Raw genomic sequence first — 24,465 nt, 5'->3', positions numbered from 1 at the left:
TCAGAGTACCTCCTGGCCGGGCTTTTCCTGGGTCAACTTGCCCAGGTTAGCGAGAATGAGCAGGGTCGACCCGACTACCGTCAGGTAAACGCCCAGGTCGAAGAGCATGGCCGTGGCCAGCTCGATCTCCCCCACCAGGGGGATGTGGAAATGACCGAACGCCGAAGTCAGGAAAGGGCGCTCGAACAACCAACTACCCAACCCCGTGGCGGTTGCGATCATTACGCCGCTGCCCGCCAGGCGGTGGTAGTTGAGCGGCAGACGCGATTGCGTCCACTGCACCCCGCTGGCCACGTATTGCAGGATCAGCGCCACGGCGGTGACCAGGCCAGCGATGAAGCCGCCACCCGGCAGGTTGTGACCGCGCAGGAAGATGAACACCGAAATCAGCAGCGCCATCGGCAACAGCACGCGCGACAGGGTAGCGAGGATCAGCGGGTGGCGATCCCGCGCCCAGCTACGGCCCTCGGCGTCGGCATTGGGCTGGAACAGGCGCAGGCCATCGAGCATGGCGTAGATGCCGACACCGGCGATGGCCAGCACGCTGATCTCGCCCAGGGTATCGAAGCCACGGAAGTCCACCAGAATGACGTTGACCACGTTGGTGCCACCGCCACCGGAAACGCTGTTGGCCAAGAAGTAGCCGGCAATGCTGTCGTAGGGGCGAGTGAGCACGGCGAAGGCCAGCATCGACACCATCACCCCGCTGCCGATGGCCAGGCTGAAGTCACGCAGGGCGCGCATGCTGCTGGACTCCACCCGCGTCTGCGCCGGCAGGAAGAACAGCGCCAGCATCAGCAGGATGATGGTCACCACCTCGACCGATAGCTGCGTCAGCGCCAGATCCGGCGCCGAGAAACGGGCAAAGGCCAGCGCCACCATCAGCCCGACCACGCTGAGCATCAACAGCGCCACCAGACGCTGACGGTGGAAGATCACCGTGACCAGCGCAGCGAGAGTCAGAATACCCAGCCCCAGCGCGGTAATGCCGTCGATCGGACTGAGCGGCACCGAACCACCCAACTCCGGCAGCGGCCCCAGCGCCATCACCACCACGACGATGGCCGACCCCAGCAGGTAGGCGATGTAGCGCTGCAGCGATGCATTGTCCAAGCGGCGGGTCAGCGCCGATGCACTGATGAACAGGCTCACCACCATGCGCTCGAACACCAGCTTGGCATCCACGCTGGGCATCCCGGCGTACCAGCGGAACAGCGGCTTGCGCAGGGCGTAGACCAACACACCGCCGATCAGTGCGACCAGGCTCATGATCAGCGGCAGGTTGACGCCATGCCAGATCGACAGGCTGTACTCCGGCAGGTTGCCCCCCAAGGTTGCCGAAGCTGCGGCAGCCAGCAGCGGCGCCACGGTGTAGGCCGGCACGATGCCCACCAGCAGGCACAGGAACACCAGCACCTCCACCGGCACCTTCATGTAACGCGGCGGCTCGTGCGGCGGGTATTTCGGCAGATCGATGGGCTCGCCGTTGAAGAACACGTCGTGGATGAAGCGCAGCGAATAGGCCACCGAGAACACCCCGGCCAGAGTCGCCGCTGCCGGAATCACCCAATTGAAGCTGCCCAGCAGGTGCTGGTGCAGGGTTTCGGTGAAGAACATTTCCTTGCTCAAAAAGCCGTTGAGCAGTGGCACCCCGGCCATCGCCGAGGCCGCCACCATGGCCAGCATCGCCGTGTGCGGCATGTACTTCCACATGCCGTTGATACGCCGCATGTCACGGCTGCCGGTTTCGTGGTCGATGATGCCAGCGGCCATGAACAGCGAGGCCTTGAAGGTGGCGTGGTTGATGATGTGGAACACCGCGGCGACTGCCGCCAGGCGCGTATCGAGGCCGAACAACAGGGTGATCAGGCCCAGGTGGCTGATGGTCGAGTAAGCCAGCAGGCCCTTGAGGTCATGCTGGAACAGCGCCAGGGTCGCGCCGATCAACAGCGTGGCCAGGCCGGTCAGGCTGACCAGATAGAACCACCACTCGGAACCGGCCAGCGCCGGGTACAGACGGGCCAGCAGGAAGACACCGGCCTTGACCATGGTCGCCGAGTGCAGATAGGCCGACACCGGCGTCGGCGCCGCCATTGCATGCGGCAGCCAGAAATGGAAGGGAAACTGCGCCGACTTGGTGAACACCCCCAGCAGCACCAGCACCAGCGCCAGCGGGTACAGTTCATGGGCACGGATCGCATAGCCGGCGGCGAGCACCTGCGACAGCTCGAAGCTGCCGGCGATATGACCGATCAGCAGGATGCCGGCCAGCAGCGCCAGGCCGCCGCCACCGGTGATCGCCAGGGCCATGCGCGCGCCCTTGCGGGCATCGGAGCGCGAACCCCAGAAGCCGATCAGCAAGAACGACGAGAGGCTGGTCAGCTCCCAGAACACCAGCATCAGCAGCAGGTTTTCCGACAGCACCACGCCAAGCATGGCGCCCATGAACAGCAGCAGGAAGGCGAAGAAGCGCCCCATCGGCTCGCTCTTGGACAGGTAGTAGCGGGCGTAGAGGATCACCAGCAGGCCGATGCCGAGAATCAGCAGGGCGAAGAGAAACCCCAGGCCGTCGAGGCGCAAGCTGAGGTTGAAACCCAGTTGCGGCAACCACTCCAGCCTGACCCGCAGCACCTCACCGGCAAATACCCCCGGCTGCAAACTGAACAACAGCACCAGCGCGATCAACGGCGGCAGTGCAGCCGCGACGGCACAGGCCGAACGCCCCAGGCGCTCGGCGAGCACCGGAAGCAACAGCCCCAGAAATGGCAAGGCGACGATCAACGCAAGCGCCATCAGCAAAACCCCTTATGCAAGCACGCCGGCCGACCACGACCGACGACGAGAACTGGAGTCGCAACTCCCTGACGGTGACGAACCCCGCACCACAACGAATCAGCTAAGTCGTTGTCGTGACAAGAATAACCACCGATTATCCATACCTATCGGCGGATCGTCATGCATTGAATTATTACTAAACGCACCGACACCTGAATAAGCGAATCTATCTATCGAGCGATAGATGAGCCGCACGCATAAAAAAACCGGAGCAGTCCACGACCGCTCCGGTTCTTCCATCCACTATTCAGTGAGTGACGCGACTGGTGCCATTCACCGTCATGATGCGTACACGCTCACCGACGCGGAAAATCTGGTTGGGCTCGACTTCCTGCACGTAGGCGCGCATGGTGCCGTCGTCCTCACGCACAGTGATCTCCACACCCTGGGTACGGGTCAGGCCCTCTTCGGCCGCCGCGCCCAGCAGGCCACCGGCCACTGCGCCGATCACTGCCATTACCGCGCTGCCGCGACCGCCACCCAGACCACTGCCGCCAACACCACCGATGACCGCACCAGCACCGGCGCCTATCGGGGTCTTGGTGCCTTCGATCTTCACCGGGCGCAGGGATTCGATGGTACCCATGCGCACCGTCTGAACCTGACGAGCCTCGTCACGGCTGTAGGTGTCGCCAGTCAGGCTAGACGCACAACCGCCCAGGGTCAGAGTCGCGGCAACGAACACAGTCAATACTGCAGGCTTACGCATGGTGGACTTCCTCCGTTGATCAGTTGAACCATTAGACAGCCCTGGCGGCAAAGTGTCACTCGACGCGACGTAAAGACACAGCCCCGTACAGCCGCCCGACAGCTAGAATGCGCTGTGAATCGAGGCATCAGAGTACTGCATGGACTATTTCATCATTCTGGTCACCACCCTCGCCGGCCTGATCTTCCATGGCTGGCTGTACCTGCGCATAAGGCGCTGGGTGGATCGTGACCTGGCGCTCTCCCTGGCCGGTACCGATGCAGACAAGCGTAGCTTCATGCTCGAACGCCTGGAAGTTGCCCGTCGGCAAAAGCTGCCGCGCAAGCAGTTGTCGGCATTTCTCGAACAGGCAGCGCAGGACTATGACGGCAGCTCAGCCACGCCCGGCCAGGCGCCATAGCCGCGCGATATCCACCGCCCGTGCCTCCAGCTCAGCAGCCGCGCCCGCCATCGCCTGCTCCAGGCTCAGCGGCCCCGGCGCAAGACTGAAGGCCGCCTCGATGCCGGCGTCGTAAAGCGCCTGATAGCCGTCGCCGAGGCTACCGGCCAGAGCGATCACCGGCACGCCCGCCACCTGCGCCACTTTGGCCACGCCCATCGGCGTCTTGCCGTGCAGGGTCTGCGCATCCATCCGCCCTTCCCCGGTGATCACCAGATCGGCGCCCGCCACGGCTTCGGCCAGGCCAGAAAGCTCAGCCACCAGGGCGATGCCAGGGCGGAAGCTGGCCTTCAAGAAGGCACGCGCGGCAAAACCGAGACCACCAGCTGCGCCGACACCCGGAAAACCGGCGTGATCCTCCCCCAGCGTCGCGGCAGCGATGCGCGCGAAGCGCCCGAGGGCAGCATCCAGTTGCTCGACCTGCGCGGGGGTCGCGCCCTTCTGCGGACCGAACACCGCGGAGGCACCACGCGGGCCGCACAGGGGGTTGTCGACGTCGGCTGCCACCTCCACCTGCACCGACAGCAAACGCGCGTCCAGGCCGCTGAGATCGAGCTGATCCAGCCCAGCCAGCGCCGCACCGCCGGGTGGCAGTTCACGTCCCTGCTCATCAAGTAGACGCAGGCCCAGAGCCTGCAGCAAACCGGCGCCACCATCGTTGGTGGCGCTGCCGCCAAGGCCGAGAATGATGCGCTTCGCGCCGGCATCCAGCGCCTGGCGGATCAACTCCCCAGTGCCGTAGCTGCTGGCCAGGCAGGCGTCGCGCTGCTCACGCGGCACCCAGTGCAGCCCGCTGGCGGCTGCCATCTCGATCACCGCCGTCGCGTCGCCCAGCCAGCCCCAGTGCGCCTGCACGGGCGTGCCCATGGGGCCGCGCACCTGGCATTCGCGGCGCTCGCCCCCCACGGCTGCGAGCAAGGCGTCGACCGTGCCCTCGCCGCCATCGGCCATTGGCCGCAACAGGCACTCGGCCTCGGGGAACACCTGCTGCCAGCCACGAGCGATGGCAGCCGCCACATCGGGCGCACTGAGACTCTCCTTGAAGGAGTCGGGGGCGATGACGATTTTCATCTCGGGTACCTCGGCAGGGGCGAACGGCGCCATGGCCGTCCGCCGTTGGAGCGGATTACAGCAGCACCAGGCTGAGCAGCCACACGGTGAGCATGCCGGCGATGCCCTGAACCAGGGTCGCCAGAGTCTGAGCGCGATAGGCTGTGGCCACTTTCATGCGGCTGAACTGGGTGACCACCCAGAAGAAGCTGTCGTTGGCGTGGGACACGGTCATGGCGCCAGCGCCAATGGCCATCACGGTCAGCACGCGGCCCATCTCGCTGTCCAGGCCCAGATTGCCCAGCAGCGGCGCGACCATGGCCGAGGTGGTGACCAGCGCCACGGTGGACGAGCCCTGCGCACTTTTCAGCGCCGCCGCCACCAGGAACGGCATGAACAGGCCAATGCCCAGCGCCGACAGGGTGTCGCCCAGGTAGCCGGTCAGCGCCGTGGCCTTGAGTACTGCACCGAAGGCGCCACCGGCACCGGTGATCAGCAGGATCGGCGCGGCATCCTTGAGGCCGTCGGCGACGAAGTCATGGAATTGCTTACGCTTGTCCTTGCCCTTGAGCAGGCTGCAAGCCAGTGCCAGCCCTACCAGCAGCGCAGCGACTGGCTGGCCGAGAAAGCTCAGCACCGTGAACAGGCCTTCGCTGCCGAATGGCTTGCTCGGGAAGGCGGCAATCGACCCCAGACAGATCAGGGCGATGGGTACGAAGATCGGCGCGAAGGCCTGCCAGGCGTTCGGCAGTTTGCCGTAACGGGCGCGCAGCGCATCGAAATCGAGGTTTTCGGCCAGCAGTTCGCTGGGGGCTTCCTCCAGCAACTGGTTGTCATCCTGCTTGAGGTAACGGTTGGCCCAGAGCATGCCGGCGAAGGCGGTTGTAGCGGCGACCACCAGACCCACCAGAATTACCAGGCCCAGCGAGGCGTCGAGGCCCAGGTTACCGGCAGCGGCAATCGGCCCCGGCGTCGGCGGCACGAAGGTGTGGGTGGCGTAGAGGCCGGTGGCCAGGGCCACGCTCATGGCCACCACGGAGACTTTCATGCGTGCGGCCAGGGCGTTCTTCAACGAGTTGAGGATGACGTAGCCGGAGTCGCAGAACACCGGGATCGACACCAGATAACCGATGATCGACATGGTCAGCGTGGGAAAACGCTGGCCCAGCACACGGATCACCGTCTCGGCCATGGTGATGGCGGCGCCGCTGCGCTCGAGGATCACGCCGATGATGGTGCCGAGCACGATGACGATGCCGATGTAACCGAGAATCCCGCCGAAGCCGGCAGTGATGGTCTTGATGATTTCGCCGCTGGGCAGTTGATAGGCGAAGCCGGCGATCAGCGCGGCACCGAGCAAGGCGAGAAAGGGGTGCAGTTTCAAACGGGTGGTGGACAGCACGATGAACGCGATAAGCGCCACCAGAATCAGGACCAGGCCCATGACCAGTCTCCTCATTGTTGTTATGAGCGGACGCCACATCCGCTTGGGAATGCCGAACAGGCACTCCATTGTGGCTCAGCTCATGCCCACACCGCTCTGTGCGCAGGCACCAACAGCACCGACATGATGGCGCATCGCCCTGTGCACCCGCACAAAGTCCCCCTCATTCTTGTGGGAGCGGATTTATCCGCGACTGGGATTGGCGCCCTGCACGAGCAGATCGCGGATAAATCCGCTCCTACCGCTCACCCCTGAGCATCCGGCTCCAGCAGCCCGAGCCCCAGGGATAGCTGCAGGCGCTGGTCGAAGCGACCGAGATCCAGGCCACTGAGCTCACTGATACGCTCCAGGCGATAACGCAGGGTATTGCGATGAATGCCCAGCGCCTGGGCACAGGCCTGCGCCTGGCCGTCATGGGCACACCAGGCCTCCAGGGTTTCACGCAGGCTGCCCTGGGTGTCCTGCGCCAGCACCCGACGCAGCGGCGCCAGCCATCCTTGCAACAACCAGTTGTGGCGCTGGGCATAGAGCAGCGTGGGCAATCGCAGCTCATCCAGGCGCAACACACGGCGCTCGGGAAAGCGCGCCCGGCCATAGGCCTGCAGATCACGCAGTACCAGGCTGGCCTGGCGCAACTCGGCCAGATCGGCCAACGGATCGCTGAGCGCCAGGCACTGCACGCCCCACTCACGCTCGTCGGCCTGGGCCAGCCAGGCCTGATCGTCCCGCGAGGCGCTGTAGGGCCGACACCAGAGCACTTCGAGACGGCCCAAGGGCGCCAGCAGATGCTCGCTCTTGCCGCCCAGCGCCGTCAGCAGGCGGGCCTGACGCGGCAGCGGGTCGCCCTCCTCGCTCAAGCGCAGCAAACACATCTGCCGCGGCCAGCTCAGATGCAAGCCCAGGCGTTCAGCCTCGGATGCCAGCCCGGCCAGGCCCTGCTGCGGGTCGAGCAGGTGGCGCAGCCAGGCTTCTTGCTGGTGCCGCTGCCAGTGTCGCTCGGCTTGCAACACGCGGTGCTCGACGAGCATCTCGGCGGCCATGCGCACCAGCTCGGCGTATGGCCGCACGGTTTCCGGGTCGCCGGTAATACCGAGCACGCCGATCAACTGGTCGGCATGCAGCAGTGGCAGATTCACCCCCGGCTTGACCCCACGCAGGCAGGCCGCCGCCTGCGCGTCGATCTCCACCACGCGACGGTTGGCCAGCACCAGTTGCGCGCCCTCGTGACGAGTGTGCAGACGGCTGGGATCGCCACTGCCGATGATCATGCCCTGCGCATCCATCACATTGATGTTATGCGGCAGGATGGCCATGGCACGGTCGACGATATGCTGCGCCAGGGTGGAATCGAGTTCGAGCATGGCAAGCGGCCTCGCGAGTAAGGCCGCCATTGTAGGAGCATCCAGCGCGATTCACGATGCTGCGCTGCATCCTCGCACAGAGCGACCTATCCCTGCGGTGATATCCCTGAAGCATGCTCAGTTCGACTGGCCTGGCGCCAGCGATTGGGTGACATGCCCACCCGACGATTGAAGGTGCGGGTGAAATGCGCCTGGTCGCAGAACCCGCAATCCTGGCCAATTTCGGTCAGCGAACGACGGCTCTGACTGAGCATGCGCTGCGCCGTCTCGATGCGCAGATTGATCACCCACTCCTGCGGCGACAGCCCGGTGCTCCGCTTGAACGCGCGGGAAAAATGGCTGCGCGACATCGCGCACTGCTGCGCCACCTCGGCGATGTACAGGCGCCCGGACAGGCTGCCGGCCAGCAGCTCCTTGGCCCGGCGCTCCTGCCAGGGCGCCAGGCGCGCATTCTGCTGCTTACGTTCGCAGGCGCCCTGATCGCGCCCCAGCAGGTAGTCGCACAACTGCCGGCTCAGTGAGAACAGCCGCTCATCATCGGCGGCCGACGACTGCAGAAGCGCCTGCAGTCCCTGCGTCAATCGATAGGCTTCGGCATCCAGCGTCACCTGCCTGGCCAGTCCCAATGCGCTCATGATCGCTCTCCTCGACAATGAGGCAAGCGTCGCGGCCAGGGGCTTCAAGTGTCCTTGAGCAAGGCTGAAAAACCCTGAAAGTCCTTCAGCCGCGATACACAGGCAAGGTAAAGAAGAACAGGCTTTCGTCGTTGCGCCCGAGGGTCGCGCCGAGCACGCCACCATGGTTTGAGATGATCGAACGGCAGATGGCCAGCCCCATGCCCATACCGCTGGACTTGGTACTGAAGAAGGCCTGGAAAACCTGCCCCTGCAGCGCCTCGGGTACGCCCGGCCCACTGTCCTCGACCAGCACCAGCAGCTCTTCGCCCTGGCGAGCGCATTGCAGGCGCAGGCGGCGATTACTGGTTGGTAGGACGCTCATGGCCTCGATAGCGTTCTGCAGCAGGTTACGCACCACCTGCTGCAGTTGCACGGCATCACCTGCCACCAGCAAGCCACCTTGCAGGTGCAGGCTCAGCTCGATGTGCTTGTCGTCGATCTCCGCCTGGGTGATGGCCAGCACCTGGCGGATCATCTGGGCCGGATCGAGTGGCTGGCATTCGCCTGGCGCCTGGCATGCGAGCGCGCGGGTCGCGCGGATGATCTCAGCGGCACGACGGCACTCCGAGAGAATGTCCTGCAGCCCTTCGAGCGCGTCGCCGACCGAGGGCTGCTCACGCTCCAGCCAACGCACGCTGGCCGCGGCATTGGAGAGGATGGACGCCAGCGGCTGATTGATCTCGTGGGAGATCGACGCCGTCAGTTCGCCGAGGATCGCCGCCTGGGCAGTGCGCTCCAGTTCGCTGCGCGCCGCATGCAGCTCGGCCTCGGTACGGCGCCGCTCGCTAATGTCGCTGACCACACCGATCAGGGTATAGAGGTCGGTCGGTTCGAGCAGCAACTCCAGGTAGCGCGGGGTGGCCTCAACCGAAACGCAGCGAAACTCCAGGCGCATGCCGCGCCGTGCCTCCAGCGCTGCTGCCAGGGTCTGCTCGAAGCGTACGCGATCATCCTCATGCACCAGAGCAGCAGGATGCTGCAGGTAGTCGTCGCCCGCCCCCGGGCTCAGTCCCAGCTCCGCCAGCAGCGTCGCCGACCAGAACGATGGTTCGGTCCGCAGGCGCCAGATGAAGGTGCCATAGCGACTCACCTCCTGCCCCAGCGCCAGCAGCGCCTGAGTACGCCGCAGGTTGCCCTGGCTTTCCCGGCGCCGCTGGTTCTCTGCCAGCAAATCAGCGTACAGCCGCGCATGGCTGAGGGAAATCGCCGCCTGCGCCGCGAGCAAGGCCAGTAAATCGACACGGCTCGGATCGATGGCCCCCGTGGTGAGACGATTCTCCAGGTACAGCGCACCAATGACCTCGCGCTGCTTGAGCAGCGGCAGACAGAGTACCGAGCCGGTGTCTAGCTGGCGCAGATAGGGATCGTCGGTATAACGGCGCAAGGCATAGCGCCCTTCCACCAACAGCGGCCCGCCACCGGCCATCGCCTGACGCACCAGCAGCAGGGGCAACAATTGCTCGATAGGCTCCTGCGGGGCCAGGCGCACGCGCACACCAGCGCTGTCCGACTGGCCACAGGCGGCCACGCGCAGGTGCTGTTGCTCGGCCAGAACCAGCACCACGTAGCCGGCGTTGGCGTACATGGCGGCATTGGCCAACAGGCTTTCGATCAGCGCGTCGGGCTCGATCTCGCGCGACAGAGCCTGGCAGGCGCGGGTGATCGACAGTCGATCCACCTGCTGTGCCATCGACGGCAGGTCCTGCAAGTCGCCGTCCCGTTCGCTGAGAAAACCATGGGCCTGTTCCAGTTGCCTGGCCAGGGTATGCGCCCCCCAACGCCGCCACGCAGCGTGGGCACGGCGCAGGTGTTCACGAGCACTGACCCGCAGTTGCAACTCGCCATGGCAACGGGCAGCCAGCTCGTGGCCCAGGCCCTTGATATGCACGGCCCCGGCGCTCTCGGCATACTCGATGGCTTGTTCGTAGAGGCGCAGCGCCCCGAGCAGGTCGCCCTCGACCCGCGCCACCTCGGCCTCGGCCAGGGCCAGGCGATCCTTGAAGTAACGCGGATTGAGCTCGGCCCACAGGCGCAAGCGGCGCAGGGGCTCGGCGTAATCCTGTACCTGGCCGGTGCTGCCCTGCAGAGCGGCACGGTTGAGCACACTGAACATCGCCAGGTCGATCTGCTGGATATGCACGGGTGCCGACCAGGTCAGCTTCCAGGCACGATCCATGTACTGGGCAGCGACGGCGAAGTCGCCTTCGAGGAAGGCCAGCAGCCCTTCAAACAGCCACCACCAGAAACGCAGCGGCCCCATGTCGCTGCCCTCTACGCGCGCCTGCAGGGTGGCCTTGTCCGGTATCGGCCAGCGTGTCGCGGTATCCCCGGCAAGGCGGCGAATGTAGCGCGCCTGGATGTGCAGGATGCTCTGCGCATCGCGGAACTCCAGGTTGCACGCCAGCGCCAGGCCCGTGTCGATCTGCTGCAGCATGCGCTCGATGGGCGCGCCCAACACCAACAGATCCGAAACGATGTGGTTATTGGCATAGCAGGCGAAACTCGGTGCCCCCTGCGACAGGCTGGCGCGATAAGCCTGTTCGGCGCACTCCAGGGCATAGGGGAGCGATTGCGTCCAGACGCTGACCTGATCCAGCGCCAGCAACACAGACATGCGGCTGGCGGCATACTCCGGCCGCTCGGCCAGTTGCCGGGCCACGGCGGCGAAGGCGAACCCCAGGCCATGACACTCGAAGCGCTCGGCGGCCGCCACGCCGAGCCAGGCCAGCGCCTGCACCGCCGTTGCACTCAGGCCATGGTGCAGCGCCAGCAGGGCGATCCGGCAGCTCGCCAGCAACATCAGATGCGGCTGAACGAACGAGCCCGGAATCATCAGGGCCGTCAACAGGCCCATGACCGACAGCACCCTGACCTCCTCGGCGGGCGGCAGGGTCACGAACAGACAGGGCGGCCGCTCGCCCAACTCATCCAGCAGGGCCTGCCAGGCAGCCTCGGCTTGCTGCTGATCAGGCTCGCTCGGGAAGCCCAGGCCAAGCTCGGCCAGTGCCTCGACGGCACATGCCAGCGCAGCACGATAACGCCCCTGCAGGGACAGGGTTTCCACCTGCAGGCGCTGCAGTTCGACCCGCTGCGTAGCCGGCAGTCTGCTGGCCAGGCAACGTGCGATGCCCTGCTCGGCGCCAGCGTAATCGGCATCGAGGATCAGCCCACGCACCAGGTGCAGATTCACCCGATCACGTCGCTGCGGTTGATCGAGGCCGATCAACAACGACTCCGCCTGACGCAGATAAGCCAGCGTCAGCCCTGCTGCGGCCACATCGATTGCTTGGCCGGCCGCCTGCACCAGCAGGTCGATGACGGCCAGTCGCTGCTCCATACTCAGGGCTTCGGGCTGTAGCCGCAAAGCCTGTTCCGCCACGCGCGTCAGCGCTTCACCGACAGCGAATTCGGACAGACCGGCCATCAGATTGTCCACCAACCAGGCCTGCAGGCAGGCGGCCTGATCCGACGACAGGCTGGCATGCACGGCCTCCTGCACGCTGTCATGAACGAACATCAGTGCCTCGCCGTGCTCGATGACCAACCCGGCTTCCAGTGCCGGCACCAGGCAAGTGGTCACCCGCGACAGCGGCAGACTGCAGGCTCCGGCGAGCTCCTCCAGGCGTGTCTGGTTGCCCAGCAGGGCCAGCACCTGCAGCACCTCACAGGTGGCCAGGGGCAGGCATTGCAGGCGTGCAGCCAACAGGCTATCGAGGTCATCCCCGGCTATCGCGCCCCGCTCCCGCCAGAGCGCATCGAACTGTTGCAGGAACAGCGGACTGACCGAGCCGTGGCGCTGCAACCGCGCGGCCAGCTCCACAGGTATCGCCGAAGCCTGCCAGGCATCCGGCTCCAGCCACTCGGCCAAGCCTCTGGCATCCAGCGGCTGCAGGGGCAACGCCCGATAACGCGCCCCCAGGGCGCGGCAAGTCTCGAGCAGCCTGCGCGCCGCCTGCGCCTCCGGACATGGGCGACAGGCCAGGATCAGCAACAAGTGATCGAACGCCGTCTCGGGCAACTCGGCGAGAAAGTCACTGCTCTCCTTGTCGATCCACTGCACATCGTCGATGAACAGCAAGAGCGGCTGGCCCGGCTGGGCCAGGGTCAGTAGCAAGCGTTGCAACAAACCGCACAGATAGCGTCTTGCCTCGCTCGGCAACAACTCGCATCCCGCGTCGGCAACCTCGCCGAGCAGCGGCGCCAGTGCCGGGATCAGGCGTACCAGATGCGCACCATGCGCAGCCACCTGAGCCTGCAACAGCCAGCGCCAGTGCTCGACCTGCTCGGGCGGTTCGGCCAGCAGGCGCTCGCAGAGTTCGGCGAACAGCGCTTCGAGGGTTTCATATGGCCGGCCTCGGCGGCTCAGCTCACACTTGGCACTGGCGAACAACAAGGGCCCCTCGCCCTCCTCCTGGCGCATGCGCCGCACCAGCGAGGTTTTGCCGATGCCCGCCTCGCCTTCCAGCAACAAAACGCTACCTTGCCCCCGCAGCAAACCCTGACAGGCCTCGCGCAACACCGCCAGTTCCGCCTCGCGTCCGATCAGGCGGGGCGTAGCTGGTGCCACACGATGTAGGCTGGGGCCCTCACGCCAGGCCTGCAGGCAGCGCTGCAAGGTCGCCTCCACCTGCTCGGCCTGTTGCGGCCTGGCCCCACCCTGCTTGGCCAGCATCCAGCTCACCAGGGCATCCAGATAGCCCGGTAGCCCCGGCCGCAGCGAAGACGGCAGCGGCGCGGCAACGGCGGCGTGCCGGTGCTGCCATTCGACGACATCCTGCGCCTCGAAGGGATGGCGTCCGGTCAGCCAGAGGAAGAAGCACACACCCAGCGCATAGAGATCGGCACTGGGCTTGCCTGCCTGATCCGGCGGCAGGTAGGCCAGGCAGGCCACGGGCGGCAGTGTCAGGCTTGCCTCGTCACCCACGGCAGCACGGCAGAAGCCGGTCAGGCGCACACCACCCTGCGGGTCGAGAATGAGGTTTTCCGGGCACAGGTTGCGGTGCACCAGGCCCGCTCGATGCAGGCCGGCCAACGCCCGCGCGCTGGCCAGCGCCAGTTGCAGGAAGCGCGGCACCGACAGGGGCGCCTGGCTCAGCGTCGACAGCGGCACGCCGGCTTCGTCATCGAGCACCAGCAGGGTGCCTTCGGCACAGCCGAGGCGCGCCACCGGCAACAGTGCCCAGTCAGGCGCAAGGCGCGGCGCCAGGGCATATTCATGATCCAGCCCGGCCTGCTCCCAGCGCGTGGCCTGAGCATCGGCTCGCACCACCAGCCACTTACGTCCGGCGCGCGCATCGTCAACCCGCCAACGGCTGACGCCAGCGCAATGATCCAGCGGCTGCCAGTCCAGGTTTGCCATCCAGTGCGCGTCGAAACATTGCGCCAAGGGCTCGGCTGCTTGCAGCGGCAAGGCGAAAGGTTGGGCGCTCATGCCTCGGCTCCCGACAGGCCGGCCAACAGCGTCAACAAGGCTTCGGCGCTGAACGGCTTGGCCAGAAAGGCCCGGGCGCCGTCCTGCAGGGCCTGCAGGGCAACCTCCCGGCTATTGTCGGCGGACATGCAGATCACCGGCAGGGAAAATCCGGCCTCCTTCAGACGGCACTGCACGTCCGCCCCCTGCAGGCCCGGCATGTGCAGATCGAGCACCAGCGCCATGGCACGCGAGCACCACTCCGAGGCGAGAAAGCCTTCCCCCGAAGCGAAGCACACGGCCTGGTACCCGGCGGAGCGCAGCAGATTGGCGAGGCTCTTGCGAACCTGGGGTTCGTCGTCGACGACGCACACGACCTTCATGGCAAGCCCTTGGCAACGGTTGGGCAGAAGGTGAATGGCGCATGCGGCTCAGGCCGGTTCGGCGACCGCATCGAGCTGGGGGAGCATGCCCAACGCACGTCCAGCCACGAACAGGTGTATCAGGTTGCTGGCCCCGAGTTTTGTCATCACGTGCTTTTTGTGCATCTTCACCGTCACGTCCTGCAGGCCAAGACGCTGGGCGATCTGCCGGTTTTGCTGGCCCTCCAGCAGCAGGGCGAAGACGTCGCGCTCACGTGGCGTGAGGCTGGCGTAGCGCGCCTGGATCGCCTGGCGTGCGCTGCTCTGCTGGTGCTGCACGGTGGCGCGGGCCATGGCCTCGCCAACGGCAGCCAGCAGTTGCGCCTCCTCGACCGGCTTGGTCAGGAAGCTCTCGGCGCCGGCCTTCATCGCCCGTACCGACACCGCTCATGAACACGATGGGCAAGGGAGCGCCGCAGCGCACTAGCTGCGCCTGCAGGTCGAAGCCGCTGCCTTCACGCAGGCGCACATCGAGCAGCAGGCAACCGGGGCGATCATAGGGGCGGCAGTCGAGAAATTCCCCGGCCGAGGCATAACCACGCGCCTCGATACCGGCGGCGCGCAACTGGCGCACCAGCGCCGTACGCACCGCTGGCTCGTCGTCGATCACATGCACCTCGACGGCGGGCGCCGGAGCATTGGCCACCAGACTGAGACGCTCGGCCTGCACCGGCACCTCAAGATTGAGGCGATAGCCCCGGCGCGGCACGGTTTCCAGCAGGCGTGCATCCAGCGCCAATTGCCGGCGCAGGGTGGAAATCTGCACCTGCAGGTTGTTCTCCTCGACCACCACGCCGGGCCAGGCAGCCTGTAGCAGCTCGGCTTTGGTCAGCAAGCGTCCGGGCGCAGCCAGCAGCGCGGCCAGCACATCGAAGGCACGGCCGCCCAGACGCACCGGCGCGCCGTCGCGGAAGGCCTCCCTGCGTTCCAGTGAAATCCAGGCGTCACCCAGGCGGATCATATCGAGCGGCTCACGTTCCGGTTTGCTCGGGCAAACATCGGGTTCAAGCTGGTTGCGGCCAGACAGACCATCAGAATGAGCGAACCTTTACACATGAAAGTCTCCGACCAGTAAGGCGACAGATTAAGGGTCGTACCAGCAAGACAAACAGGTACTTACGGGCAAAAGAGTCCTGACCAAAAGTCATGAATATCGCCCTCTTTCTAGCCTGGAGATCGACTATGGGAGCCAGATATCGATGCCCGCCGACTCGCTGGTAAAGTCAAGCTAGTTGAAACCAATTCCCATCTCAAGCATTCGCCTCGTCAGGCTAAAACTCGAACAAACGTACAAGCCAGAGCGTTGCCAGGCTGCTTGAATAACGCGCCAACTGCTGTCTTCCCGCCCCAGCCCACGCGCCTCACAGCGCAATCGAGCACACCGATACAAGCCAGGCGCCCGCCGCCATCCGATAGTGCCATCTGCCGATCTGCCTGCCTTCAAGGATCTCAGCCGATGCCAAACCCCACCCCCGCCAAGCCCGCCATCGCTGCCTCGCCCTGGCAGCCACTGCGTAGCCGGCTGTTCCTGGCACTGTGGCTGGCCAGCATCGCCTCCAACATCGGCACCTGGATGCACGAGGTCGGCGCCGGTTGGCTGATGACCTCGCTGTCGGCCAGCCCCTTGGCCGTGGCTGCCGTGCAGGTGGCAGGCGCCCTGCCGATCTTCCTCCTGGCGCTACCGGCTGGCGCCCTCGCCGATATCGTCGACAAGCGCCGTTCACTGCTCATCGTGCAGTGCTGGATGGCCGCCGTGGCCATGACCCTGGCCCTGCTCACGGCCTCCGACAGGATGAGCGTCGAGCTGCTGCTCGGCCTGACCTTCGCCATGGGTGTCGGCACGGCGCTGATGATGCCGGCCTGGTCGGCCATGCTGCCAGAAGTGGTCGGGCGCGCCGAACTGCCGGCAGCCGTGGCGCTGTCGAGCCTCGGTGTGAACGTCGCGCGTGCCATCGGCCCGGCGCTGGCCGGCATCCTCGTCAGCCTCAGCGGCCCCTGGCTGACCTTCGCCCTCAACGCCGCCTCGTTCCTCGCCGTGATCGTCGCCCTGGCGAGCTGGAAGCGCACACCAAGCCAGAGCGTGCTGCCGGCCGAACGTCTGTTCGGTGCGCTGCGCGTGGGCCTGCGCTACGCCCGCAGCAGCCGCTCGCTGCAGGCGGTGCTGGTACGCACCGCCGCCTTCTTCATCGGCGCCTCGGCCGGCATGTCACTGCTGCCGGTACTGGTGCGCCGCGAGATCGACGGCAGCGCGCTGGATTACGGCATCCTGCTCGGCTGCGTCGGCCTCGGTGCAGTCGTCGGTGCCACCCTGCTGCCGCGCTTGCGCACACGCTACGGCAACGACCGCCTGCTGGCCGGCGCCAGCCTGGTCTATGCCCTGGTACTGGCAGGGCTCGCCATGCTGCGCAGCATGCCCGCACTGGTACCCGTGATGCTGCTCAGCGGCATGGCCTGGATCGCAGCGTTGTCCAGCCTGCAACTATCGGCGCAGACCGCCGTGCCGGCCTGGGTGCGGGCGTGTGCGCTGTCACTGTACATCCTGGCGTTCTTCGGCTGCTCGGCGGCTGGTGGCCTGGCCTGGGGCGCCCTCGCCAGTGGCCTGTCGCTGAGCGCCGCCTTCGCGGGCAGCGCCACCCTGCTGGTGCTTGGCCTGCTGGCAGGCTGGCGTTTCCCTCTACCGGTCAGTGAGGCCGATGACCTGGCGCCCTCGCTGCACTGGCCAGCGCCGATTCTCGACGATGCCCTGGATCGCGATCGCGGCCCGCTGCTGGTGACCCTCGATTACCGCATCGCCGCCGCCGACAGCGACGCCTTCCGTGCTGCGATGCAGGACGTGCGGCACATGCGCCGGCGCAACGGCGCCTTCTCCTGGGGCCTGGTGCAGGACGCCGAGGATCCCAGCCGCTGGCAGGAATTCTTCTTCGACGAGTCCTGGCTGGAGCACCTGCGCCACCACGACCGCGTCACCCGCGCCGAGCAGCGCATCGAAGCGCGCGCGCGGCGCTACCAGATGCCCGACGAGCCGATCCGCATCCGCCATCTGCTCGCCGCGCCGCGTCACTGAAACATTCACCCCACGAGGAGCTACACCATGAGCAAGCCCTACAACCGCCTGAACAAAGACGACGCCGCCGTACTGCTGATCGACCACCAGTCCGGTCTGATTTCGCTGGTGCAGGACTTCACCCCCAGCGACTTCAAGAACAACGTGCTGGCCTTGGGCGATGTCGCCAAGTTCTTCGGCCTGCCGACCATCCTCACCACCAGCTTCGAGCAAGGCCCCAACGGCCCGCTGGTGCCAGAGCTGAAAGCGCAGTTCCCGGACGCGCCCTATATCGCCCGTCCCGGCCAGATCAATGCCTGGGACAACGACGACTTCGTCGCGGCGGTGAAGAAGACCGGGCGCAAGCAACTGATCATCGCCGGCGTGGTCACCGACGTGTGCGTGGCCTTCCCGGCGCTGTCGGCCATCGCCGAAGGCTTCGACGTGTTCGTCGTCACCGATGCCTCGGGCACCTTCGACAAGACCGTGCAGCAGGCTGCCTGGGCGCGCATGAACGCCGCCGGCGTGCAATTGATGAACTGGTTCAGCGTCGCCTGCGAACTGCACCGCGACTGGCGCAACGACATCGAAGGTCTCGGTAGCCTGCTCTCCGAGCACATCCCCAACTACCGCAACCTGATGACCAGCTACTTCACCTTGATGGGCAAGTAAGCATCCGCCTACGCCCTGCTGCGGGCCTTCCCCGCCGCTGGGCGCTCAGGCGTCTAGCTGCTGCGCAGAGCGCCAGCGGCTCGGCGCCAGGCCCTGCCAGCGCGAGAACACCCGGGCGAAATGTGCCTGGTCGTTGAAGCCGCAGGCACAGGCCACCGCCGCCACGCTATTGCCCGCAAGCAGCAGGTTGCGCGCCCGCGCCAACCGCGCGCGGGTCAGCCACTGGTGCGGCGACATCCCCGTGCTGCCATGAAAGGCGCAGGAAAAATGACTGCGTGACAGGCTGCACTCACGCGCCAGCCAGGCGATGCTCAACGGCTCGTCGAGGTGCGCCTCGATCAGTTGCTTGGCCCGGCGCAATTGCCAGGCCGACAGGCGGATCGCAGGTAGATCACCCTGCGCGTTACCGGTATCCATCGGCGTTCCTCCCTCCCGGTTGCACCAACGCCCCGGCCTCCGCGCGAGGCGGAGGTCGATGCGTGCTGGATCATGGGAGGGATGATGCCGCCGCCTTTGCCAGGCTAGAACGCCAGCGTGGGGAGCCTGGCGGACATCATGGAGCATAATTCGGACATCAACTGAACTGGTGACGGTACTGCGCAGGAGTCAGCCCCAGGCGATCGGTGAACAGCGTACGCATGCAGCGCACGCTGCCGAAGCCGCTGCGAAAGGCGATGGTCTTCAGTGGCAGGTCGGTGGTCTCGAGCAATTGCCGAGCATGATCGATACGCGCGTCGTGGACGAACTCGGTTGGGGTCATGCCCACTTCGCGGCTGAACAGGCGGGTGAAATGCCGAGCGCTGAGCCCCACCACAGCCGCCAGCGCCTCGACGCCAAGGTCTTCGGCCAGGTGCTCCAGCACATGGCGCTGGGCACGCGCCACAGGCGTATCCTCGCGCGCCACTTCGGCCAGCAAGGGGCTGAACTGGGCCTGTCCGCCCTGGCGCGTCTTCGCCACCAGCAGCACCTTGGCCACCGAGACGGCCACCGCCTTGCCGTGATCCTCGGCAATGATGCCCAGCGCCATGTCGATGCCAGCGGTGATACCACCCGAGGTGTAGAGATTGCCGTCGGCCAGGTAGATCTGCTCGCTCAGCACCTGCGCCTGTGGGTAGCGTCGGGCCAGCCGCTCGGTGTAGTTCCAGTGGGTGGTCACCCGGCGCCCGTCGAGCAGCCCGGCGTCGCCGAGAACGAAGGCCCCGGTGCAGATCGAACCAAAACGCCTGGCCGCAGCCGCCGCCGCGATCAGCCAGGGACGAAAGGCACTGTGATCCGCGTCGTAGGCCCCCGGCCCGCCGGGAACCAGCAGCAGATCATGAGCGACGGCAGGCGCCTCGCCGATCAACTCGTCGGCGACCATCTGCAAACCACAGGAGGCACGCACCAGAGGTTCGCCCAGAGCAAGGGTACGGATACGGTAGTGCTGCTCGGCGGGCAGGTAGCGGTTGGCGATGGAAAACGCCTCCACCGGCCCCGCCACGTCCAAGAGCAGCACATCGGGAAACAGCAGGATGGCTACGTCGGTCATGACAGCGAAGTCTAGCGTTGCCAGGCGATAGTGCCATTAGCACGGCTCGGCACTTTCACCATGGCAACGCGCTAGACCTTACTCCGCGCTCTGCGGCTCGGCATTCTCGACGGCCTTGGTTTCAGCATCCGCTTTCGGCTTGGCCTGACGCCGCGCCTCCATGCGCTGGCGCCGGGCCTGCTGCTTGGCATGCAGCGCCTGCGGCGCCGTCACCACGCCAACGGGCTGGCCCTGCAGATCCAGGCGCGGCGCATTCTCGGTCATCGCCGCCCAGTAACGCCCGCCCCGGCACCAGGCCGCGATACCCAGCTTGAGCTGCTCCAGAGTGATGCCCAGCAGCTCCAGATGCTGCTCGGCATCCTTGAGGATGCCTTCCTTGAGCGGCACCTTGGGCGCCGGATTGACCGGGAAGGCCAGGGGGAAATGCTTCTGCAGCCGCCAGATCGCCTCGACGGCCGGATCCTGCTCGCGTTGCTTGGTCTTCTGCGGCGTCTTGCGCTTCTGCGGCTTCGTGCCCTCGGTCTTGACGCGCTCTTTCACGCTCTCGGCCTTGGCCTGGCCTTTTTCAGCCCGCAGGCGGTCACGTAGCTCAGCTAGTTGTTTGAAACCCATGGTTCAGTTCACAGCATCCTGATTGATTCGTCGCGCAAGGGTATCCGATACGCAGCTTTCATACAGCCTTATCGATGGTTGGAATGCTCAGCGGTAGAAATTGGCAGGCTCGGCAGCCTGCTCATTGGCTAGCAAAGGAAAGAGGTGCACAAGGTCTGATTTGACCAAGAAGGGTTGCAGCGGATCTTGGTTGCGACCAGAGGCGGTCGTTAACAGTTTCAAGCGTCAGCTTGAGGGGAAGCTACACCAGGCAAGTGTCTGCTCCTGGCCGCTAGCTGACGCTTCCCGGTTGCGAAGATCAATCCACAGCTAAGGCTTATTGAAGGATTGCCGCGCACATTCAGTTTCTGCCCTGATCGCACATTCGGTTGCATGGTCGTTGAACAGCCCCTTGGCCTGCAGGAACGCATAGACAGTCGTAGGCTTCACGAACTTCCAGCCTCGACGCTTCAGCTCCTTGGACAGCGCCACCGATTCGGCAGATGACGAGGCGCTGCCTTTGACTCCGGCCGGCGCACGAGACGGAGATACAGAAGTCGGTTCAGGGAATAAGTGGCCCATCTGTTCGTCTTGAGAGCGCACCCATAACGCGTCTCAGGAGGTCAGGTGAAACCTATTCCTATCCATGCATTATCCCGCGTCGCGCTCGTCGCCGGCGTACTCGGCCTTGCGACAGCAACCGCTGCGCTGGCGCATGAAGCTTTCCAGCACTCATCAGGCCCTGCAAAAACGCCCGCCGAAGCCGCTTTTCTTGCCGAGAACGACCTGGCCATGGCCCGGATGATGTCGGCCATGACAGTCGAACCGACCGGCGACATCGACCGAGACTTCGTCGAGATGATGGTGCCGCATCACCAGGGTGCAATCGATATGGCCCTGGCGGTGCTGCGCCACGGCAAGAATGAGCAACTCAAACGTCTGGCCCAGGAAATCATCGTTACCCAGCAGCAAGAGATCGTCGCGATGCGACTGGCCATCGGTGACCCGTTACCACCCGCACAACCGGCACCAACCCAGGTCGGTGGCCATTCAGCGCATTCCGCTGGCCATCCCTAACATCCGCTCGGAGATACCTATGAAAGTCACTCGCTACAGTCTCGACCTGCTCACCGCAGGCTTGCTCGCTCTCTCCGCGTCGACCTGGGCCGGGCAAGTACCGGGGCCCCTTGACGCCCCGGACATCCCCATCAGCCATCGCGACCGGGTATATGCTGCCGAGCAGTTCTCCAATACCGTTTCGGTCACTGACCCCGCAAGCAACACGCTGCTCGGCGTGATCCGCTTGGGCTCCCCGCAACCCGATAACTTCAGCCCGCTGTACAAGGGCCAGGTACTGGTTCATGGCATGGGCTTTTCGCCCGATCATCGCACTCTGGCGGTGGTTTCCATCGGCTCCAACTCCGTGAGCTTCATCGACACCGCGAGCAACGCGGTCAAGCAGGTTACCTACGTCGGCCGCGCACCTCACGAAGCCTTCTTCACGCCAGATGGCAAGGAGGTCTGGGTGACGGTGCGAGGCGAAGATTACATTGCCGTACTGGATGGCAAGACCTACACGGAAACGCGCCGCATCAAGGTTCCGGCCGGCCCCGGCATGCAGATCTTCTCGCCAGACGGTCAGTACGGTTACATCTGCTCTTCCTTCAATCCGGAAACCACGGTCATCTCGGTCAGCGATCATAAGGTGGTCGGCACCATGAAGCAGGCCAGCCCCTTCTGCCCCGATATTGCCGCGACACCAGATGGCAAACAGGTCTGGCTGACACTCAAGGATATCGGCAAGGTTCAGGTATTCGATGCACGCCCTCCCTTCAAGCCGATCAAGACGCTGGACACCGGCCCGATTACCAACCACGTCAACATCGTCCACAACAAAAACGGCACCTTCGCGTATGTCACCGTCGGTGGGCTAAATCAGGTGAAGGTGTTCCGCACCGACAATTTCGAGCAGGTCGCTACCATCGACGTGGATAAGCTGCCCCACGGGCTTTGGCCGTCAGGCGACGGCACGCGCATCTACGTCGGCCTCGAAAACGCCGATGCCTTGGCCGCCATCGATACTGTGAGTAATACGCTAGTAACCACTATCCCCATCGGCCAAGCGCCACAGGCGGTGGTGTACGTACCCAATGCCGTGCCCAGCGGCGACGGCCTGGCTAATCTTCAGCCCCTGGGTGAAGCCGGGCAGACGACGCAATTGCGCCTGCTGGCGACCGATGGCAACACGCAGAACCCAGCCCCCACCAGCGTGACGCTGTTCGATCAGGGTTTGTCGCAAGTGTTGCAGGCCTCGGTAACCGGCCTCACGCCGAAGCAACCCTATGTACTTGCGCTGGCCAGCCAGCCAGACGGTCAAGGCAAACTCGAGCCGCTGGCGTCGTTCATGGCCAATCCAGCGGGTGCGGCAATCGTCAACGCTGTCGGGGCGATCCGGCAGATTGTCCGGCATGAGGACCAAACCCAGCGGCGTTACCTGGTCATTGCCCCGGGCACTGCCGAAGCACCGGGTAAGCCGATCCAACTCCAGGCGCTGTAAGCATTCGCTGCGCTTAACCCCCTGCCTTCCCGGGCAGGGGCTCATCGGACAGTGCGGCGGCCGCAACCATCGCTTTGTCGCGATCGGCCACCAGCGCTGCGCTGAATGAGCTTGAGGCCGTGCCGCAAACCAGGCTGAACGTATCGCCCGGCAACAGCCGTTGATCGCACAGCAGGTTGCCGCCTCTAAAATCGATATGGGGCTGATCGAGGCCCCTGCCACATGCGGCAACTACTCGCCGAACCCTGGCTCGATGACCAGCTGCTGGTCTTTAGCTGCTGGTCTTTGTCTCGCCGGCACTGAAGCGCTTCTGGTTGCGCTGCTCAGAGGCAGACACAGGCTAGATCAGTGGGTCGAGTGCCCGTTGCACCGCGGCCGCGCGCGGACTGCTGCCCGTGCTTACCACCGCGTAGTGATAGCCCTGATCGGCCCAGTACTGGGCAAGCAGGTCGCCTTCGCGCCGGCTGCCGCGGCCAATGACGGAATGGCCCGGCGGGCGGATGTAGAAGAGCACGGTTTCACCGCGATCATCCCGGTACAGCACCATCGCCGCGGCGCCCTGCTCTGTGGCCATCAGACGACCGCCCACCGGGTAGAAACCGTAGCTCCTGAGGTCGGGCATCGGTGCCGCGTGGACGAAGTGCATATCCAGCCAGTTTTGCAGTTTTCCCGGCTCGCCGGCGGCGATGTCGACTACCGGGTTGCCGCTCTCGCTGAACAGCCGATAGGCCTGCACTGCATCGGCCATTGGCAGGCTAGTCGATTGCATGACCATGCCGTGCCCCTGCCAACCGCCCAAACTACCCAGCCCGAAGGCCAAGAGAACCGAAGCAGCGACCGCCAGGCGCGTCTGCCGGCGACGTGCCAGGCCACGGCGTATCGCGGCCGGGTCCAGCCGAGGTTCGGGCTTCAGTGGCGGCAAGCTGGCCAGCGCTGCGCGAAGCTGCTGATTCTCCACGTGCAGCCGATCGATCCAGCCGGCCAGACCAGCGTCCGCGGCGGCAAAAGCCTTGATCTCGGCGTGCCGCATGGCGTCTAGCTGCCCGTCCACATAGGCCTGCAGTTCGTCTTCACTGGGGTAATTGGACTTCATTTGATTAACCGCAACGGAGGTTGAGTGATCTGCCCTTCGCTGGCCTCACGTAGCGCTTTACGCGCCCGGGACAGTCGCGACATGACGGTGCCTATTGGCACATCGAGTGTTTCGGCAACTTCGCGATAGCTTAACCCCTCGACGCCCACCAGCAGCAGGAGCGCGCGTTGCTCCGTGGTCAGTGCAGCAAAGGCATCGAGCGTCGAGCGGGCTATCGTCACCTCTTCGGCCGATGCCGCTTGCGGCTCGTCGCCAGTGAAGAACTGCAGAATACGGGCATAGCGACGGCTGCGCCGCTGCCCGTCGAGGAACAACCGATAGAGAATGGTGAACAGCCACGCCCGCAAGTCGCCCTCGGCCTGCTTGCTGGCGCTGCGGCTCAGCGCCCGCTCAAGGGCGGACTGAACCAGATCGTCCGCACTCGCACTGTGGCGGGTCAGCCAAAGCGCGAAACGTCGCAGGCGCGGCAACAACTCACGCAACTGCTCATCCGTCATTTCCAAACTCATCTGCATCCACCGACTTGACCGGCTCGATTGGCCAGTAGCAACGGTAAGACGCATGGGTGCGCGGATTATTCCAGGAGCAGCAGAATATTTTGAGCGCGGGAATAAAGCGCGGTGTCCGGCGTATT

At 65.2% G+C, this 24,465-nt stretch carries 21 protein-coding genes; 5 read left to right on the top strand and 16 right to left on the bottom strand.

From position 1 onward, the window contains the following. Positions 1 to 2,793, bottom strand: coding sequence for a monovalent cation/H+ antiporter subunit A (locus OU800_RS06855; protein ID WP_268182262.1), 2,793 nt, complete (start codon positions 2,791 to 2,793; stop codon positions 1 to 3). Between the two features lie 289 nt (positions 2,794 to 3,082). After that, positions 3,083 to 3,544, bottom strand: coding sequence for a hypothetical protein (locus tag OU800_RS06850; RefSeq protein ID WP_268182260.1), 462 nt, complete (start codon positions 3,542 to 3,544; stop codon positions 3,083 to 3,085). Positions 3,545 to 3,683: 139 nt separating this feature from the next. Here OU800_RS06850 and OU800_RS06845 point away from each other — a divergent pair, with 139 nt between their 5' ends. After that, a complete protein-coding gene (locus OU800_RS06845; protein WP_268182259.1) occupies positions 3,684 to 3,944 on the top strand; it encodes a hypothetical protein in 261 nt (86 codons plus the stop codon). Here OU800_RS06845 and OU800_RS06840 read toward each other — a convergent pair. From OU800_RS06840 to OU800_RS06805, 8 genes are all read right to left on the bottom strand, one after another. Then, the gene (locus tag OU800_RS06840) at positions 3,918 to 5,054 is read right to left on the bottom strand and encodes a glycerate kinase (RefSeq protein ID WP_268184224.1); all 1,137 of its coding nucleotides are present in this window, start codon (positions 5,052 to 5,054) and stop codon (positions 3,918 to 3,920) included. The genes OU800_RS06845 and OU800_RS06840 overlap by 27 nt on opposite strands. A 55-nt stretch (positions 5,055 to 5,109) precedes the next feature. After that, positions 5,110 to 6,477 carry a GntP family permease gene (locus OU800_RS06835; RefSeq protein WP_268182258.1) on the bottom strand — a complete coding sequence of 456 codons (1,368 nt, stop codon included), beginning with the start codon at positions 6,475 to 6,477 and terminating at the stop codon, positions 5,110 to 5,112. A 245-nt stretch (positions 6,478 to 6,722) separates the two neighbouring features. After that, on the bottom strand, positions 6,723 to 7,838 hold the full coding sequence (locus OU800_RS06830; protein WP_268182255.1) for a sugar diacid recognition domain-containing protein: 1,116 nt from the start codon (positions 7,836 to 7,838) through the stop codon (positions 6,723 to 6,725). Between the two features lie 86 nt (positions 7,839 to 7,924). Next, a complete protein-coding gene (locus OU800_RS06825; RefSeq protein ID WP_268182253.1) occupies positions 7,925 to 8,473 on the bottom strand; it encodes a helix-turn-helix domain-containing protein in 549 nt (182 codons plus the stop codon). A gap of 85 nt (positions 8,474 to 8,558) precedes the next feature. Continuing rightward, entirely contained in the window at positions 8,559 to 13,946 is a 5,388-nt protein-coding gene (locus tag OU800_RS06820; RefSeq protein WP_268182251.1) for an AAA family ATPase, read from the bottom strand. Further along, positions 13,943 to 14,308 (bottom strand): response regulator transcription factor, encoded by a 366-nt coding sequence (locus OU800_RS06815; RefSeq protein ID WP_268182249.1) that lies wholly within the window; start codon positions 14,306 to 14,308, stop codon positions 13,943 to 13,945. Before OU800_RS06815 ends, OU800_RS06820 begins: the two co-directional genes overlap by 4 nt. A gap of 48 nt (positions 14,309 to 14,356) precedes the next feature. Continuing rightward, complete coding sequence (locus OU800_RS06810; protein ID WP_268182247.1) at positions 14,357 to 14,641, bottom strand: response regulator transcription factor; 285 nt, start codon at positions 14,639 to 14,641, stop codon at positions 14,357 to 14,359. After that, positions 14,559 to 15,308, bottom strand: a complete 750-nt coding sequence (locus OU800_RS06805) for a winged helix-turn-helix domain-containing protein (RefSeq protein WP_268182245.1) — start codon at positions 15,306 to 15,308, stop codon at positions 14,559 to 14,561. The genes OU800_RS06810 and OU800_RS06805 overlap by 83 nt, the downstream gene beginning before the upstream one ends. Before the next feature lie 495 nt (positions 15,309 to 15,803). Here OU800_RS06805 and OU800_RS06800 point away from each other — a divergent pair, with 495 nt between their 5' ends. Both OU800_RS06800 and ycaC read left to right on the top strand, forming a co-directional pair. Then, a complete protein-coding gene (locus OU800_RS06800; protein WP_268182243.1) occupies positions 15,804 to 17,411 on the top strand; it encodes an MFS transporter in 1,608 nt (535 codons plus the stop codon). A 27-nt stretch (positions 17,412 to 17,438) separates the two neighbouring features. Further along, a complete protein-coding gene (ycaC, locus tag OU800_RS06795; RefSeq protein ID WP_268182241.1) occupies positions 17,439 to 18,062 on the top strand; it encodes an isochorismate family cysteine hydrolase YcaC in 624 nt (207 codons plus the stop codon). A 45-nt stretch (positions 18,063 to 18,107) separates the two neighbouring features. Here the strand turns inward: ycaC and OU800_RS06790 are convergent, their stop codons facing one another. The 4 genes from OU800_RS06790 to OU800_RS06775 form a co-directional block, all read right to left on the bottom strand. Then, positions 18,108 to 18,479, bottom strand: coding sequence for a helix-turn-helix domain-containing protein (locus OU800_RS06790; protein ID WP_268182239.1), 372 nt, complete (start codon positions 18,477 to 18,479; stop codon positions 18,108 to 18,110). A gap of 157 nt (positions 18,480 to 18,636) precedes the next feature. After that, entirely contained in the window at positions 18,637 to 19,590 is a 954-nt protein-coding gene (locus OU800_RS06785; RefSeq protein WP_268182237.1) for a GlxA family transcriptional regulator, read from the bottom strand. 78 nt (positions 19,591 to 19,668) lie between these two features. Beyond that, positions 19,669 to 20,202 (bottom strand): ProQ/FinO family protein, encoded by a 534-nt coding sequence (locus tag OU800_RS06780; RefSeq protein WP_268182235.1) that lies wholly within the window; start codon positions 20,200 to 20,202, stop codon positions 19,669 to 19,671. A 309-nt stretch (positions 20,203 to 20,511) separates the two neighbouring features. Beyond that, the gene (locus tag OU800_RS06775; RefSeq protein WP_268182233.1) at positions 20,512 to 20,763 is read right to left on the bottom strand and encodes a DNA-3-methyladenine glycosylase I; all 252 of its coding nucleotides are present in this window, start codon (positions 20,761 to 20,763) and stop codon (positions 20,512 to 20,514) included. A 45-nt stretch (positions 20,764 to 20,808) separates the two neighbouring features. On the opposite strand from OU800_RS06775, the gene OU800_RS06770 reads away from it, so the two are divergent. Both OU800_RS06770 and OU800_RS06765 read left to right on the top strand, forming a co-directional pair. After that, complete coding sequence (locus OU800_RS06770) at positions 20,809 to 21,258, top strand: DUF305 domain-containing protein (RefSeq protein WP_268182231.1); 450 nt, start codon at positions 20,809 to 20,811, stop codon at positions 21,256 to 21,258. A 19-nt stretch (positions 21,259 to 21,277) separates the two neighbouring features. Beyond that, positions 21,278 to 22,738, top strand: a complete 1,461-nt coding sequence (locus tag OU800_RS06765) for a YncE family protein (RefSeq protein WP_268182229.1) — start codon at positions 21,278 to 21,280, stop codon at positions 22,736 to 22,738. A gap of 340 nt (positions 22,739 to 23,078) precedes the next feature. Here the strand turns inward: OU800_RS06765 and OU800_RS06760 are convergent, their stop codons facing one another. Further along, positions 23,079 to 23,831, bottom strand: coding sequence for an anti-sigma factor family protein (locus OU800_RS06760; RefSeq protein ID WP_268182227.1), 753 nt, complete (start codon positions 23,829 to 23,831; stop codon positions 23,079 to 23,081). Continuing rightward, positions 23,828 to 24,334, bottom strand: a complete 507-nt coding sequence (locus tag OU800_RS06755; protein WP_268184223.1) for a sigma-70 family RNA polymerase sigma factor — start codon at positions 24,332 to 24,334, stop codon at positions 23,828 to 23,830. The genes OU800_RS06760 and OU800_RS06755 overlap by 4 nt, the downstream gene beginning before the upstream one ends. Between the last annotated feature and the right edge of the window lie 131 nt (positions 24,335 to 24,465).

It is taken from the genome of Pseudomonas sp. GOM7, from assembly GCF_026723825.1.
Taxonomy (GTDB): domain Bacteria; phylum Pseudomonadota; class Gammaproteobacteria; order Pseudomonadales; family Pseudomonadaceae; genus Aquipseudomonas.
Note: the sequence above shows the minus strand (reverse complement) of the source record. Positions and strands in the feature narration are given on the sequence as shown.

Excerpts from the sequence above, each read along its gene's own strand:
- OU800_RS06815 (WP_268182249.1), bottom strand. The coding sequence starts at position 14,308 with ATGAAGGTCGTGTGCGTCGTCGACGACGAACCCCAGGTTCGCAAGAGC.
- OU800_RS06800 (WP_268182243.1), top strand. The coding sequence starts at position 15,804 with ATGCCAAACCCCACCCCCGCCAAGCCCGCCATCGCTGCCTCGCCCTGG.
- OU800_RS06855 (WP_268182262.1), bottom strand. The coding sequence starts at position 2,793 with ATGGCGCTTGCGTTGATCGTCGCCTTGCCATTTCTGGGGCTGTTGCTT.
- OU800_RS06820 (WP_268182251.1), bottom strand. The coding sequence starts at position 13,946 with ATGAGCGCCCAACCTTTCGCCTTGCCGCTGCAAGCAGCCGAGCCCTTG.
- OU800_RS06850 (WP_268182260.1), bottom strand. The coding sequence starts at position 3,544 with ATGCGTAAGCCTGCAGTATTGACTGTGTTCGTTGCCGCGACTCTGACC.
- OU800_RS06765 (WP_268182229.1), top strand. The coding sequence starts at position 21,278 with ATGAAAGTCACTCGCTACAGTCTCGACCTGCTCACCGCAGGCTTGCTC.
- OU800_RS06760 (WP_268182227.1), bottom strand. The coding sequence starts at position 23,831 with ATGAAGTCCAATTACCCCAGTGAAGACGAACTGCAGGCCTATGTGGAC.
- OU800_RS06825 (WP_268182253.1), bottom strand. The coding sequence starts at position 8,473 with ATGAGCGCATTGGGACTGGCCAGGCAGGTGACGCTGGATGCCGAAGCC.
- OU800_RS06785 (WP_268182237.1), bottom strand. The coding sequence starts at position 19,590 with ATGACCGACGTAGCCATCCTGCTGTTTCCCGATGTGCTGCTCTTGGAC.
- OU800_RS06840 (WP_268184224.1), bottom strand. The coding sequence starts at position 5,054 with ATGAAAATCGTCATCGCCCCCGACTCCTTCAAGGAGAGTCTCAGTGCG.
- OU800_RS06805 (WP_268182245.1), bottom strand. The coding sequence starts at position 15,308 with ATGATCCGCCTGGGTGACGCCTGGATTTCACTGGAACGCAGGGAGGCC.
- OU800_RS06845 (WP_268182259.1), top strand. The coding sequence starts at position 3,684 with ATGGACTATTTCATCATTCTGGTCACCACCCTCGCCGGCCTGATCTTC.
- OU800_RS06835 (WP_268182258.1), bottom strand. The coding sequence starts at position 6,477 with ATGGGCCTGGTCCTGATTCTGGTGGCGCTTATCGCGTTCATCGTGCTG.
- OU800_RS06775 (WP_268182233.1), bottom strand. The coding sequence starts at position 20,763 with ATGGGCCACTTATTCCCTGAACCGACTTCTGTATCTCCGTCTCGTGCG.
- OU800_RS06830 (WP_268182255.1), bottom strand. The coding sequence starts at position 7,838 with ATGCTCGAACTCGATTCCACCCTGGCGCAGCATATCGTCGACCGTGCC.
- OU800_RS06810 (WP_268182247.1), bottom strand. The coding sequence starts at position 14,641 with ATGGCCCGCGCCACCGTGCAGCACCAGCAGAGCAGCGCACGCCAGGCG.
- OU800_RS06790 (WP_268182239.1), bottom strand. The coding sequence starts at position 18,479 with ATGGATACCGGTAACGCGCAGGGTGATCTACCTGCGATCCGCCTGTCG.
- OU800_RS06780 (WP_268182235.1), bottom strand. The coding sequence starts at position 20,202 with ATGGGTTTCAAACAACTAGCTGAGCTACGTGACCGCCTGCGGGCTGAA.
- ycaC (WP_268182241.1), top strand. The coding sequence starts at position 17,439 with ATGAGCAAGCCCTACAACCGCCTGAACAAAGACGACGCCGCCGTACTG.